Genomic DNA, 11,825 nt, shown 5'->3' with positions numbered 1-11,825 from the left:
CGCTCCTCGCGGAGCAGGGCTCAGGTGGCCTCGGAGTCGATCGGCGGCGGCGCGACGCTCGAGAGCGTGCCGGACGAGACGGAGCGCTGCATCGTCGTGTAGTAGCTGTCCTGCGCGGAGCCGGTGCCGCCCGGCACGACCGGAGCGGCGACAGCGGTGGGCGGCTTCACGGTGGGGGCCGGATCGTCCTCGAGCAGGGCGTCGCGGATGATGCGGCGGGGATCGTACTGGCGCGGGTCGAGCTTCTTCCAGTCGACGTCGTTGAACTCGTCGCCCATCTCGTCCTTGACGCGCTCCCGGGCCTGCGTGGCGAATCCGCGCACCTTGCGCACGAGCTGCCCGAGCTGGGCGGCGTAGTGCGGGAGGCGGTCGGGACCCAGCACGAAGACAGCGATGACCCCGATGATGAGGAGCTTGTCGAACGTCAGACCGAACACGAGGACAACACTAACCCGCCGCGCCTCCCTCGCGGAGCCCGCGCGCCACCGTACCCTGACGATGCCCGGGTGCGATCCGCTCGGTGCACCGATCAGAGGAGCGCCCCCGTGTCCGACAAGGATGCCAACTGGAAGTACGCCGAGGACGCGGTCGTCGAGTCGGAGGCCATCGCCTCGGCCCGCCGGCTCTCGGTCGAGCTGGGCATCGACGCCGTCTCCCCCTCGATCGGAGCGCAGGCCGCGCTGGTCGCCGCCGCGGCGCGCGCGACCTCCATCATCGAGATCGGCACCGGCACCGGAGTGAGCGGCCTGTGGCTGCTCGACGGCGCCCCCGAGGCGATGCTCACCTCGATCGACTCCGAGGCCGTGCACCAGCAGCACGCGCGCGCCCAGTTCCACGAGGCGGGCATCTCGCCCAACCGGCTGCGGCTCATCCCGGGCCGCGCCCTCGAGGTGCTGCCCCGGATGAACGAGAACTCCTACGACATCGTCTTCGTCGACGGCGATCCGCTGCAGGTCATCGAGAACGTCGAGCACGCGCTGCGGCTCGTCCGTCCGGGCGGGACGGTCCTCGTCCCCCACGCGCTCTGGCGCGGACGCGTGGCCAACCCCGCGCAGCGCGACGAGATCGCGACGGCGTTCCGCACGCTGGTGGCCGAGGTCTGCGCCTCCCCCGCCGTGGTCAGCGTGCTCTCGCCGATCGGCGACGGCCTGCTGCAGGCCAACAAGCGCCGCGCCTGACGAGCGCGGCCGACCGAGGAAAGACGGAACGCCCGCCGCACGGTGTGCGACGGGCGTTCACGACGGTGCGGATCAGGCGGGAGACACCACCGACGCGAGCGCGTCGTGCAGCTCTTTCGCCTCTGCATCGTTGACCGAGACGACGAGGCGTCCGCCTCCTTCGAGCGGAACGCGCACGACGATGAGTCGGCCCTCCTTAACAGCCTCCATCGGTCCGTCTCCGGTCCTCGGCTTCATGGCCGCCATAGAGTTCCCCTTTCGTGACGTATCCCCCTATTATCGTGCATCCGCGGGGGTGTTCCGAACCGCGCCCGGAAGTCGGGCGTCAGCCGATCACGGCGGGGACCAGTCGCCCGGGGTGAACACCCAGCACAGCAGCACCCAGACGATCTGCCCGACGATCGATGCGGCCACCACGAACACCCTCAGGAGAGTCGACCGCGGCACCGCGAGCGCCCCGGCCAGCGGGAACATCGGCATCAGGATGCGGAACGTGCTCGACTGCGGGTAGAAGAACGCGAAGAGGTAGATCGCGTAGCCGCCGACCCAGAGCCGCGAGAAGACGTCGAGGCTGCGCGTGGCCCGCGAGAACAGGATCGCCAGGAATCCGAGCACCACCACGACGGTGATGCCCATGCCCGTGATCGGCGAGCCGAACCAGAGGCCTCCCCACCAGCCTCCACCGGCGAACCAGGAGGTGAAGGGGATGAGCTCGCCCTCGCCGATGAAGACGCTGCGCCAGGCGAGCTCGGTGTCGGTGTAGGCGGTGAAGGAGCCGGTCACGGCCCAGGCGATGAGCAGCCAGGCGAAGCCCACCGCGAGGGACCAGACCGTGAGGGCGACCGTGAAGGCGAACTCCCGGCGGGCGAACGGCTCGGTGCCGCGCACGTGGCGCCAGACGCGGTAGAGGAAGTAGAGGCCCGTCATCGCCGCGATCGCGAGGCCGCTCGGGCGCAGGAGCCCCACGACCAGCACAACGGGGAACGTCCAGATCCACTTGCGGCGCACCAGCAGGAGGAGCAGCACGGCTGTCAGGAGGATGCCGCCGGACTCGGCGTAGCCGATCTGCAGGATCGGGGACGTCGGAGCGACGCAGAAGAAGACGATCCCCATCAGCGCCTGGCCCTCGCTGAGCGAGACGCGGAACAGCCGGTAGATCACCAGGCACGCCGCTGCACTGCAGACCAGGGCGACGAGCACCGCCGCGTTCGCCCAGTCGAGCCCGGTGATGTTCATCAGGCCGCGGACGGTGAACGGGTAGACGGGCATGAACGCCCAGGGGTTCTGCTCCACGGCTCCGGACGGCGAGAGCGGCAGGACCGACGGGTACCCCGTCATCCCGATCCGCTCGTACCAGCCGCCGTCCCACGTCGTCGCGAACCGGACGTAGGTGTCGCGGAGTCCCGTCCACTCGACGCCCTGACGCACGGCGCCGACCCGGAGCATGATCACGGTCGTGACGACCCGCGACACGGCGAAGACCAGGAGCACCTGGATCCACCACGGGATCCTCCGGAGCAGACCCCAGCGGGAGCGGGACGGAGAGGCGTCCTCCGTCTCCGGCGCGGTCGCGGTGGCGCTCACGCGAGCGGCCCGCGGTCCGTCGAGGAGGCGGTCGTCAGCGGGGAGCGGGCGGGTGTCGCCGCGGCTCGCCGGCGGGTCGGCCGGAGGAGGGGCGACGCGTGTCGCGGCTCACCGGCTGGCGTGAGGGGAGACATTCCGACGAGCATACCCGTGCGGGAGTCGGGAGTCCCCGGAGGAGCACCGCGCCGGGCGGGCGCGCACCACGATCACGGCGGGGTCCAGTCCGATCCGGCGACGGCCCAGCAGATCGAGATCCAGACGATCTGGCCGCCGATCCCGAGCAGGACCAGCGCGACGCGGAAGACCGGCGAGCGCGGCACCGCCAGCGCTCCGACGAGCGGGAACATCGGGCCCAGCAGCCGGAAGGTGCTCGACTGCGGGAAGAAGAACGCCAGCAGGTAGACGCCGTACCCGGCGACCCAGGCCCGGCTGAAGAGATCGAGCCGCCGTGTCCACGGTGCGGCGAGGATCCCGACGAACGCCGCCAGCAGGAGCACCACCAGCACGACGCCGACGGCCGGAGCACCGAACCACCACGAGCCCCACCAGGCGCCGCCCTGGAACCACGGGGTCAGCGGGAGCAGCTCCTGGTAGCCGATGTAGACCGCACGCCACGCCAGCTCGGTGTCGGTGTAGGCGGTCATCGACCCGGTGACGGCCCACGCCACGGCGGGCCAGAGGAAGCCGACCACGAGCCCCCACGCCGTCAGGCCCACAGCCGGCAGCCACTCCGACCGAGGGAACGGCTCCGTGCGGCGCCGGACGAACCGGTAGACGACGTACAGGCCGAGCGCGGCGGCGAAGGCGAGCCCGCTCGGCCGGGTCAGGCCCAGCAGCAGCACGACGGGCACGACCGCGAGCCAGCGCCGCCGCACCAGGAGGAGGAGCGTGACCGCGGTCAGCAGCATCGCCATCGACTCCGCGTAGGCGAGCTGCATCAGCGGCGAGGTCGGCGCCACGCAGAACAGCAGCACCGCCGTCAGCGACTGCGATTCGCCGAGGGAGTGCCGGAAGAGGCGGTACAGGACGAGGCAGGCTCCGGCTCCGCACAGGACGGAGACGGTCACGGCGGCCGGAGCCCAGGTGAGGCCGGTGACCGCCATCAGCGCCTTCACGACGCCCGGGTAGAGCGGCATGAAGGCCCAGGCGTTCTCCCCCACGTGCCCGTCCTGCGTGATCGGCAGGAAGCCGGGGTACCCGGTGGCCGCGATGATCTCGTACCAGCGGCCGTCCCACATCGACGCGAAGGCCGAGTAGGACGGGGAGGGTCCGGTCCACGGGTTCGCGAGCTGGTGCGCGGCGAACTGCAGCAGGATCACCGTCGTGACCACGCGGGTCGCGATGTACACCAGGAGGACCCGCGCCCACCACGGGACCAGGCGCAGGCGGAGGCGGACGGGGACGGCCGTGGCGGTCGCGCTCATGAGGACGCGGTCAGCCAGCGGCGGAGGCCCTCGGTGCACTCGGTGATCTCGTGCACCGCCACGCGCTCGTCGTCGGCGTGGGCCCGGAGCGGGTCGCCCGGTCCGTAGTTGACAGCCGGGATGCCCATGGCGGAGAACCGCGCGACGTCGGTCCAGCCGTACTTGGGCTTCGCCTCGGCTCCGACGGCGGAGAGGAAGGCCTGGGCCAGAGGTGCGTCCAGCCCCGGGCGGGCGCCCTCGGCCAGATCGTCCACCGTCACCTCGAACCCCTCGAAGAGCTCCTCGAGGTGGGCGAGCGCCTCCTCCCCGGACCGGTCGGGGGCGAAGCGGTAGTTGACCTGCACCGTGCAGAGGTCCGGGATCACGTTGCCCGCGACCCCGCCGGTGACGCGCACGGCGTTGACGCCCTCGCGGTACACGAGGCCCTCGACCTCGACCTCGCGCGGCACGTAGGCGGCGAGGCGGTCGAGGATCGGCGCGGCCGCGTGGATCGCGTTCTCGCCGACCCAGCTGCGGGCGGAGTGGGCGCGGACGCCGCGGGTGACCACGTCGACCCGGAGCGTCCCGTTGCAGCCGCCCTCCACTGCTCCGCTCGTCGGCTCGCCGAGCACCGCGAAGTCGGCGGAGAAGAGGTCGGGGCGGTGCCGGGAGAGGCGGCCGAGGCCGTTGAGGTCCGCTGCGACCTCCTCGTTGTCGTACCACATCCAGGTGATGTCGACGGCCGGATCGGAGAGCTCGGCGGCGAGGACGAGCTGCACCGCCACTCCGGCCTTCATGTCGACGGTCCCGCGGCCGACCAGGTGCTCGACGCCGTCGATCGTCTCGGCGACGACGGGCAGGTTGCCGTTGACCGGCACCGTGTCGAGGTGCCCGGCGATCACGACGCGCTGGGCGAGGCCGAGGTTCGTCCGCGCCACGACGGTGTGGCCGTCGCGGATGACCTCGAGGTGGTCGTACTGCTCGAGCGCCCACTGCACCGCGTCCGCGATCTCGAGCTCGTCGCCCGAGACGGAGGGGATGTCGCAGAGGATCCGCGTCAGGGCGACCGGATCGGTGCGCAGATCGAGCGGAGGGGCGGTGGTCGGATCGGCCATGCGCCCCAGGGTAGCGGCCGGACGCTCCGCGCTACCCTGATCGGCATGACCCTCGAGCACTCCGCAGACTCCTCCGCGCCCGCCTCCGCCTGGGGATACGGGCTCGCCACCGTGGCCGCCGACGGCACCGTCCTCGACACCTGGTTCCCGGAGCCGCGCCTCGGCACCATCCCGGCCGGCCGCGACCCCTGGATCGTGCCGGCGGAGTTCGAGGAGCAGGCCGGCGAGGATCCGCGCCGCGAGGTCCGCATCGACGTGGTCACGCTGCAGATCGACGTGCAGGCGCCGCCCGCCTCCACGTCCGACGCCTACCTGCGGCTGCACCTGCTCTCGCACCTCCTGGTCCGCCCGAACGAGGTGAACCTCGACGGCGTCTTCGCCCACCTGCCGAACGTGGTGTGGACGAACGCCGGTCCGGTCTCGCCGGAGTCGTTCACCCGCCTGCGCCCCTCGCTCCGGCGCCACGGCATCCAGGCCACCGGGATCGACAAGTTCCCGCGGCTGACCGACTACGTCACCCCCGCGAAGGTGCGCATCGCGGACACCTCGCGCGTCCGCCTCGGGGCGCACCTGGCACCCGGCACGACGGTGATGCACGAGGGCTTCGTCAACTTCAACGCCGGGACCCTCGGCAGCTCGATGGTCGAGGGGCGCATCTCGCAGGGCGTCGTGGTCGGCGACGGCTCGGACATCGGCGGCGGCGCGTCCATCATGGGCACCCTCTCGGGCGGAGGAGTGCAGCGCGTCTCGATCGGCGCGCGGGCGCTGCTGGGTGCGAACTCGGGCATCGGCATCTCCCTCGGCGACGACACCGTCGTCGAGGCCGGCCTCTACGTGACCGCCGGCACCAAGGTCGTCGTGGTCGGCGGAGCGCCGCGCGCCGACGGCGCCCCGCAGACCGTGAAGGCCGTGCAGCTCTCGGGCGTGCCGAACCTGCTCTTCCGCCGCAACTCACTCACCGGAGCTGTCGAGGTCCTCCCCCGCACCGGCGCCGGCATCGAGCTGAACGCCGCCCTGCACGCCTGAGGACGGGCGTCCGGCGCCGCCGGGCCCAGCAGGCGGCACCCCGGGACGAACCGTGCTGATCGAGTCCGCGGCGACCACGCCGCTCTGCGTCCCGCCTCGAAGAAGAGGTTCGAGTCTCGGACGGCTGACGAGAGGCGGGTGCGCCGCACGGCGAGAGCCCGCCCCCCGGCGGGGACGGGCTCTCGGGGACCGGTCAGCGGTCGTTCGGCCAGTGGCGCTCGGGCGAGCCCATGTAGAGCTGCTGCGGGCGGCCGATCTTGGTCTGCTTGTCGGTGTTCATCTCACGCCAGTGGGCGATCCAGCCGGGCAGGCGGCCGATCGCGAAGAGCACGGTGAACATCCGGGTAGGGAAGCCCATCGCCTTGTAGATGACGCCCGTGTAGAAGTCGACGTTCGGGTAGAGGCGCCGCTCCTTGAAGTAGTCGTCCTCGAGAGCGAGGGCCTCGAGCTCCATCGCGATGTCGAGCAGCGGGTCCTTCACGCCGAGGGCCTGCAGGACCTCGGAGGCGCTCTCCTTGACCAGCTTCGCGCGCGGGTCGTAGTTCTTGTACACCCGGTGGCCGAAGCCCATCAGGCGCACGCCCTCCTCCTTGTTCTTCACCCGCTCGACGAACGTCGACACGCTCTCGCCCGACTCACGGATCCGGCCGAGCATGGTGAGCACCGCCTCGTTCGCTCCGCCGTGCAGAGGGCCGAACAGGGCGTTGATGCCGGCCGAGACGGAGGCGTAGAGGTTCGCCTCGGTGGAGCCGACGAGGCGGACGGTCGACGTCGACGCGTTCTGCTCGTGGTCCTCGTGGAGGATCAGGAGGCGGTCGAGCGCCTTCGAGAGCACCGGGTCGACCTGGTACTGCTCGGCCATCGTTCCGAAGTTGAGGCGGAGGAAGTTGTCGACGAAGCTCAGCGAGTTGTCCGGGTAGAGGAACGCCTGGCCGATCGCCTTCTTGTGGGCGTACGCCGCCATCACGGGCAGCTTCGCCAGGAGGCGGATCGTGGTGAGCTCCACCGCCTCCGGATCCTTCGGGTTGGAGCTGTCCTCGTAGTACGTCGACAGGGCCGAGACTCCGGCCGAGAGCACCGACATGGGGTGCGCGCTGTGCGGGAGCGCGTCGAAGAAGCGCTTGAGGTCCTCGTGGAGGAGCGTGTGGCGGCGGATGCGCTCGTCGAAGCCCGCGAGCTCGTCGGCCGTCGGCAGCTCGCCGTAGATGAGGAGCCAGGCCACCTCGAGGTAGGTCGCGTTGGTGGCCACCTCCTCGATCGGGTAGCCGCGGTAGCGGAGGATCCCCTGGTCGCCGTCGATGTAGGTGATCTGCGACTTGGTCGCCGCCGTGTTCACGAAGCCGTAGTCGAGCGACATGAAGCCGGTCTGCTTCGACAGGGTCGAGAAGTCGATGCTCGAGGAGCCGTCGACGCTGCGCAGGACCGGGAAGTCCGCGGTGCGGTCGCCGAAGGTGAGCGTGACCTTCTCGGGGAGCTCCTGCTCCGCCGGCGCGGGAGGCGGCGTCGTGGCGCTCCCGGTCGCGGGCTCCGTGGAGCCCACCGTCGCGGTTCCGTCGCTCTGCGTGCCGGATTCGGTCACAACGCCTCCCAGGTCGTCGCGGTCGCACCCCGGAAGCGCTCGCGCGGAGCGGGCGGCGCCGGGTCTGGATCGTGGTGCAGCCGGGGCCTCGCGAGGCGCCGTCGACCGAACCACATACAGCCTATGGGCAAAGCGGGGGCACTGTGACATCGCCCAGCGCTGGGGCCGGGGCCTTATCGGAACCCGCCAGGATCGGCCGGGTCGAGCCCCTCAGAGGCCGCCGGACAGGCGCTCGACGGCCGCGTCGATCCGCTCGTCGGAGGCCGTCAGCGAGAGGCGCACGTGCTCGGGGAAGCCCTCCCCGTAGAAGACGCCGGGGCCCGCGAGGACGCCGAGGCGGGCGAGGCGGTCGATGGACTCCCAGGCCGGGCGGCCCTCGGTCGCCCACAGGTAGAGGCCGGCCTCGCTGCGGTCGATCCGGAAGCCCGCGGACTCGAGGGCGGGCCGGAGGCGGTCGCGGCGGGAGCGGTAGCGCTCCTTCTGCGCGGCGACGTGCTCGTCGCCGGCGAGGGCGACGATCATCGCCTCCTGCAGCGGACCGGGCACGATCATGCCCGCGTGCTTGCGGACGGTCACCAGGCGCGCAATCAGGGCCGCGTCCCCGGCGACGAAGGCGGCGCGGTAGCCGGCGAGGTTCGACTGCTTGCTCAGCGAGTAGACGCCGAGGACCCCGGTGCGGTCCTCCCCCACCACGCGCGGGTCGAGGACGCTCGGGATCGGCTCGTCGGCCCAGCGGCCGTCCCAGCCGAGCTCGGCGTAGCACTCGTCCCCCGCGATCACAGCGCCCAGCTCACGGGCACGCGCGACGGCGCGCTGCAGGGCGGGCACGTCGAGCACGGCGCCATCGGGGTTGCCGGGAGAGTTGAGCCAGACCAGGCGGGTCGTCGCGGGCCACTCGGCCGGGTCGTCGGAGGCGAGCGCCTCGGCGCCGGCGATCGCCGCGCCCATCGCGTACGTCGGGTAGGCGGCGCGCGGATGCACGACCACGTCCCCCTCCCCGAGTCCGAGGAGGAAGGGCAGCCAGGCGACGAGCTCCTTGGAGCCGATCGTCGGCAGGACCTCGTCGATCCCGAGGCCCTCGACTCCGCGCCGCCGCGCGTACCAGGCGGCGATCGCCTCGCGCAGAGCGGGGGTGCCCACGGTCGTGGGGTACGCGTGCGAGTCCGTCGCGCGGGCGAGCGCGTCGCGGATCGGGGCGGGCGTCGGGTCCACCGGCGAGCCGATCGACAGGTCGACGATCCCGCCGGGGTGCTCCGCCGCCGTGCGGGCGAAGGGCGCCATCAGGTCCCAGGGGTAGTCGGGCAGCGCGCCGAGGGCCATGGGAGCGGCCTCAGTGGCTCTGCGGAGGCAACGCCGCGATGACCGGGTGGTCCTTCGCGATCACGCCGACCTTGGCGGCTCCGCCCGGGGAGCCGATCTCGTCGAAGAACTCGACGTTGGCCTTGTAGTAGTCGGACCACTCCTCGGGGAGGTCGTCCTCGTAGTAGATCGCCTCGACGGGGCAGACCGGCTCGCAGGCACCGCAGTCGACGCACTCGTCCGGGTGGATGTAGAGCGAGCGCTCGCCTTCGTAGATGCAGTCGACCGGGCACTCGTCGATGCAGGCGCGGTCTTTGACATCGACGCACGGAAGTGCGATCACGTAGGTCACGGTGCTCCAGGTCCCTTCGAACAGTGTCTCTATCGTACGGGGGCCGACGGGGCGTCGGCGTCCGCGGGCCGCGGGCCGGCGGCGGGAGCGGCTGCCCGCAGCCGCGGCCAGGCGATCACGACGAGGGCGATGAGGGCGGGGAGGAAGGTCCAGGCCACGCCGAGGCCGTTCGCCGGGACGAGGACGGATCCGCCGGTGCTGCGCAGGGCGAGCAGCCCGATCATCCCGAGCAGGCCCATCGCGGTGCAGAACGCGACGAACCGGTCGATGAGCACGAGGCGCAGCCCGAGCAGGAGCAGCAGCACGCCGGCGAGGGAGGCGGCGAGGCCGACCGGGAGGACGACACCGCCGACCGACACGGTGCTCTGATGGGCGACGGTCGTGATCGCTCCGACCACCGCGCCGACCAGGACTCCGGCGACGCCCGACAGCACCCGAGATCCCAGCGTCGGACGCTCCTCCGGCAGCGGCGCCGGACGCCCCGCCTGCGCGACCGGGCGGAAGCGCTCGATGCGGCCGATGGGGAACGGCGGACCGCTCGAGAGCCGGGCCTCGTCGCCCTCGACCACCAGCTGCGTCGCGTGCGCCTCGAGGGCCGCGCGCTTGCGGGCGTGGTCCTCGGCGGACAGCTCGATCACGACGTCCCCGGGGAGGGGCGGGGCCGCGTCGGGGAGGACGGCGAGGAAGCGCAGGCCCAGCAGCTCGGCGGCGCGCTCGGCGACCCGGGCGGTGCGGACGTGGTCCGGGTGGCCGTAGCCGCCGCCCGCGTCGTAGGACAGCACGACGCCGGCGTCGACCTGCCGGAGGACGGCGACGAGATCCGCCACCTCCTCGTCCTCGGGCGCGGCGGTGAAGGACGCGGGATGCACCGGCTCGAGCGGCACCGGGACGCGGCCGGGCCCCCACTGCATGCCGGAGTCCCGGTAGACGCGCGGAGCGAGGCCGGGTGCGCGGGCGCCGGCCTCGCCGAGGAAGCGGTGGTCGGCGACGCCGAGGGCCGTCAGGGCGACGACGAGCTCGGTCGTCCGGTGCGCGGCCAGCTCGGCCGAGCCCTCGAGCGGAGCGAGGTCCTCGGGGATGACCTCGCCGCACTCGCCCCGCGTGGCGGTGACGACGGTGACGGAGGCGCCCTGCGCCACCAGCCGCGCCAGGGTCCCGCCCATGGTGATCGTCTCGTCGTCGGGGTGGGCGTGCACCGCCACCACCCGCTCCGCTGCTGCGTCCCGGCCCGCGTCCACTCTCCGCCTCTCGTCCTGCGCGGCCTCCGCTGCGGGCGCTTCTGGACAGCGACCGGGCAGCGGACTACAGTCGACCCGGGTTAGGCAAGGCTTACCGAACAACGGAGGCCCGCCGACCGGATCGACTCGGGGCGGGAGTCGCCCCCTCCTCGTCCACCATCGACCAAGAGAACACGCGTGCTCGCAAACTACCTCATCGGCCTCCGCGAAGGCCTCGAAGCCGGCCTCGTCGTCGGCATCCTCGTTGCCTACCTGACCAAGCTCGGCCGGCGCGACGTGCTGCCGCGGCTCTGGACCGGTATCGCCGCCGCGATCGCGATCTCGCTCGTCACCGGTGCGATCCTCACCTGGGGCCCCTCGACCCTGTCGTTCCAGGCCCAGGAGCTCATCGGCGGCGGCCTCTCGATCCTCGCGGTCGGGCTGGTCACCTGGATGATCTTCTGGATGGGCGCGAACGCCCGCAGCCTCAAGGGCGACCTCGAGTCCCGGCTCGACGGCGCCGTCGCGGGGTCGGCCCTCGGCATCGTGGTCCTCGGCTTCATCAGCGTCGGGCGCGAGGGCATCGAGACGGCCCTCTTCGTCTGGGCGAGCGTGTCCTCGAGCAGTGCGGGGTCCGGATCCAGCGCGTGGGTCGGCACGGTCGGCGCGCTGCTGGGCATCCTCAGCTCGGTCGTCATCGCGTACCTGATCTTCCGGGGCTTCGTCCGGATCGACCTCGGGCGCTTCTTCACCTGGACGGGCGGCTTCCTCATCCTGGTCGCGGCCGGCGTCCTCTCCTACGGCGTCGGCGACCTGCAGGAGGCGTCGCTCCTGCCCGGCTGGGGCACCCCGCTGTTCTCGCTCGGCCCGATCCTCCCGCCGCCCGTGACCGCGGTGGTCGGCGGCCTCTTCAACTACACGCCCGAGCCGACCGCTCTGCAGTTCGCCGCCTGGCTGCTCTACCTCGTCGTCGTCGGTGCCCTGTTCGTCCGCCAGGTCCGCCTGCGCGGTCCGCGACGGGGCAGCGCGGCCCCGGTCGCCGCTCCCGCTCCCACCTCCGTCTGACCCGCTC

Annotated in this window: 12 protein-coding genes; 3 read left to right on the top strand and 9 right to left on the bottom strand. The window is 72.2% G+C overall.

What is annotated here, in order from left to right:
- Positions 1–20: 20 nt before the first annotated feature.
- A complete protein-coding gene (locus C5C53_RS04635) occupies positions 21–437 on the bottom strand; it encodes a twin-arginine translocase TatA/TatE family subunit (protein ID WP_146076468.1) in 417 nt (138 codons plus the stop codon).
- 108 nt (positions 438–545) lie between these two features.
- Here C5C53_RS04635 and C5C53_RS04630 point away from each other — a divergent pair, with 108 nt between their 5' ends.
- On the top strand, positions 546–1,178 hold the full coding sequence (locus C5C53_RS04630) for an O-methyltransferase (RefSeq protein ID WP_104222989.1): 633 nt from the start codon (positions 546–548) through the stop codon (positions 1,176–1,178).
- Positions 1,179–1,250: 72 nt separating this feature from the next.
- Here C5C53_RS04630 and C5C53_RS04625 read toward each other — a convergent pair whose 3' ends face one another.
- The 4 genes from C5C53_RS04625 to dapE all read right to left on the bottom strand — a co-directional run bounded on the left by C5C53_RS04625 (position 1,251) and on the right by dapE (position 5,280).
- On the bottom strand, positions 1,251–1,424 hold the full coding sequence (locus C5C53_RS04625; RefSeq protein ID WP_068208299.1) for a DUF3117 domain-containing protein: 174 nt from the start codon (positions 1,422–1,424) through the stop codon (positions 1,251–1,253).
- 87 nt (positions 1,425–1,511) lie between these two features.
- Entirely contained in the window at positions 1,512–2,762 is a 1,251-nt protein-coding gene (locus C5C53_RS04620) for a hypothetical protein (protein ID WP_104266948.1), read from the bottom strand.
- 206 nt (positions 2,763–2,968) lie between these two features.
- Positions 2,969–4,186: a hypothetical protein gene (locus tag C5C53_RS04615; protein ID WP_258066599.1), complete on the bottom strand. Its 1,218-nt coding sequence runs from the start codon at positions 4,184–4,186 to the stop codon at positions 2,969–2,971.
- On the bottom strand, positions 4,183–5,280 hold the full coding sequence (gene dapE / locus C5C53_RS04610) for a succinyl-diaminopimelate desuccinylase (protein WP_104249555.1): 1,098 nt from the start codon (positions 5,278–5,280) through the stop codon (positions 4,183–4,185). The genes C5C53_RS04615 and dapE overlap by 4 nt, the downstream gene beginning before the upstream one ends.
- Positions 5,281–5,325: 45 nt before the next feature.
- Here dapE and dapD point away from each other — a divergent pair, with 45 nt between their 5' ends.
- Entirely contained in the window at positions 5,326–6,306 is a 981-nt protein-coding gene (dapD, locus tag C5C53_RS04605) for a 2,3,4,5-tetrahydropyridine-2,6-dicarboxylate N-succinyltransferase (RefSeq protein ID WP_104232738.1), read from the top strand.
- Between the two features lie 193 nt (positions 6,307–6,499).
- Here the strand turns inward: dapD and C5C53_RS04600 are convergent, their stop codons facing one another.
- The 4 genes from C5C53_RS04600 to C5C53_RS04585 all read right to left on the bottom strand — a co-directional run bounded on the left by C5C53_RS04600 (position 6,500) and on the right by C5C53_RS04585 (position 10,774).
- Positions 6,500–7,885, bottom strand: coding sequence for a citrate synthase (locus tag C5C53_RS04600; RefSeq protein ID WP_258062828.1), 1,386 nt, complete (start codon positions 7,883–7,885; stop codon positions 6,500–6,502).
- Between the two features lie 210 nt (positions 7,886–8,095).
- On the bottom strand, positions 8,096–9,205 hold the full coding sequence (gene dapC, locus C5C53_RS04595; RefSeq protein ID WP_104266947.1) for a succinyldiaminopimelate transaminase: 1,110 nt from the start codon (positions 9,203–9,205) through the stop codon (positions 8,096–8,098).
- Positions 9,206–9,215: 10 nt separating this feature from the next.
- Complete coding sequence (fdxA, locus tag C5C53_RS04590; RefSeq protein ID WP_104222984.1) at positions 9,216–9,536, bottom strand: ferredoxin; 321 nt, start codon at positions 9,534–9,536, stop codon at positions 9,216–9,218.
- A gap of 29 nt (positions 9,537–9,565) precedes the next feature.
- Entirely contained in the window at positions 9,566–10,774 is a 1,209-nt protein-coding gene (locus tag C5C53_RS04585; RefSeq protein ID WP_146084640.1) for a PIG-L family deacetylase, read from the bottom strand.
- Between the two features lie 177 nt (positions 10,775–10,951).
- On the opposite strand from C5C53_RS04585, the gene efeU reads away from it, so the two are divergent.
- Positions 10,952–11,818 carry an iron uptake transporter permease EfeU gene (gene efeU, locus C5C53_RS04580; protein WP_104232741.1) on the top strand — a complete coding sequence of 289 codons (867 nt, stop codon included), beginning with the start codon at positions 10,952–10,954 and terminating at the stop codon, positions 11,816–11,818.
- The last annotated feature ends 7 nt before the right edge of the window (positions 11,819–11,825 follow it).

The organism is Rathayibacter sp. AY1E3, assembly GCF_002932235.1.
GTDB lineage: Bacteria > Actinomycetota > Actinomycetes > Actinomycetales > Microbacteriaceae > Rathayibacter.
Note: the sequence above shows the minus strand (reverse complement) of the source record. Positions and strands in the feature narration are given on the sequence as shown.

What these genes read in the sequence shown, in the direction of transcription:
- dapD (WP_104232738.1), top strand. Translation starts at nt 5,326, where the DNA reads ATGACCCTCGAGCACTCCGCAGACTCCTCCGCGCCCGCCTCCGCCTGG.
- dapC (WP_104266947.1), bottom strand. Translation starts at nt 9,205, where the DNA reads ATGGCCCTCGGCGCGCTGCCCGACTACCCCTGGGACCTGATGGCGCCC.
- C5C53_RS04615 (WP_258066599.1), bottom strand. Translation starts at nt 4,186, where the DNA reads ATGAGCGCGACCGCCACGGCCGTCCCCGTCCGCCTCCGCCTGCGCCTG.
- C5C53_RS04625 (WP_068208299.1), bottom strand. Translation starts at nt 1,424, where the DNA reads ATGGCGGCCATGAAGCCGAGGACCGGAGACGGACCGATGGAGGCTGTT.
- dapE (WP_104249555.1), bottom strand. Translation starts at nt 5,280, where the DNA reads ATGGCCGATCCGACCACCGCCCCTCCGCTCGATCTGCGCACCGATCCG.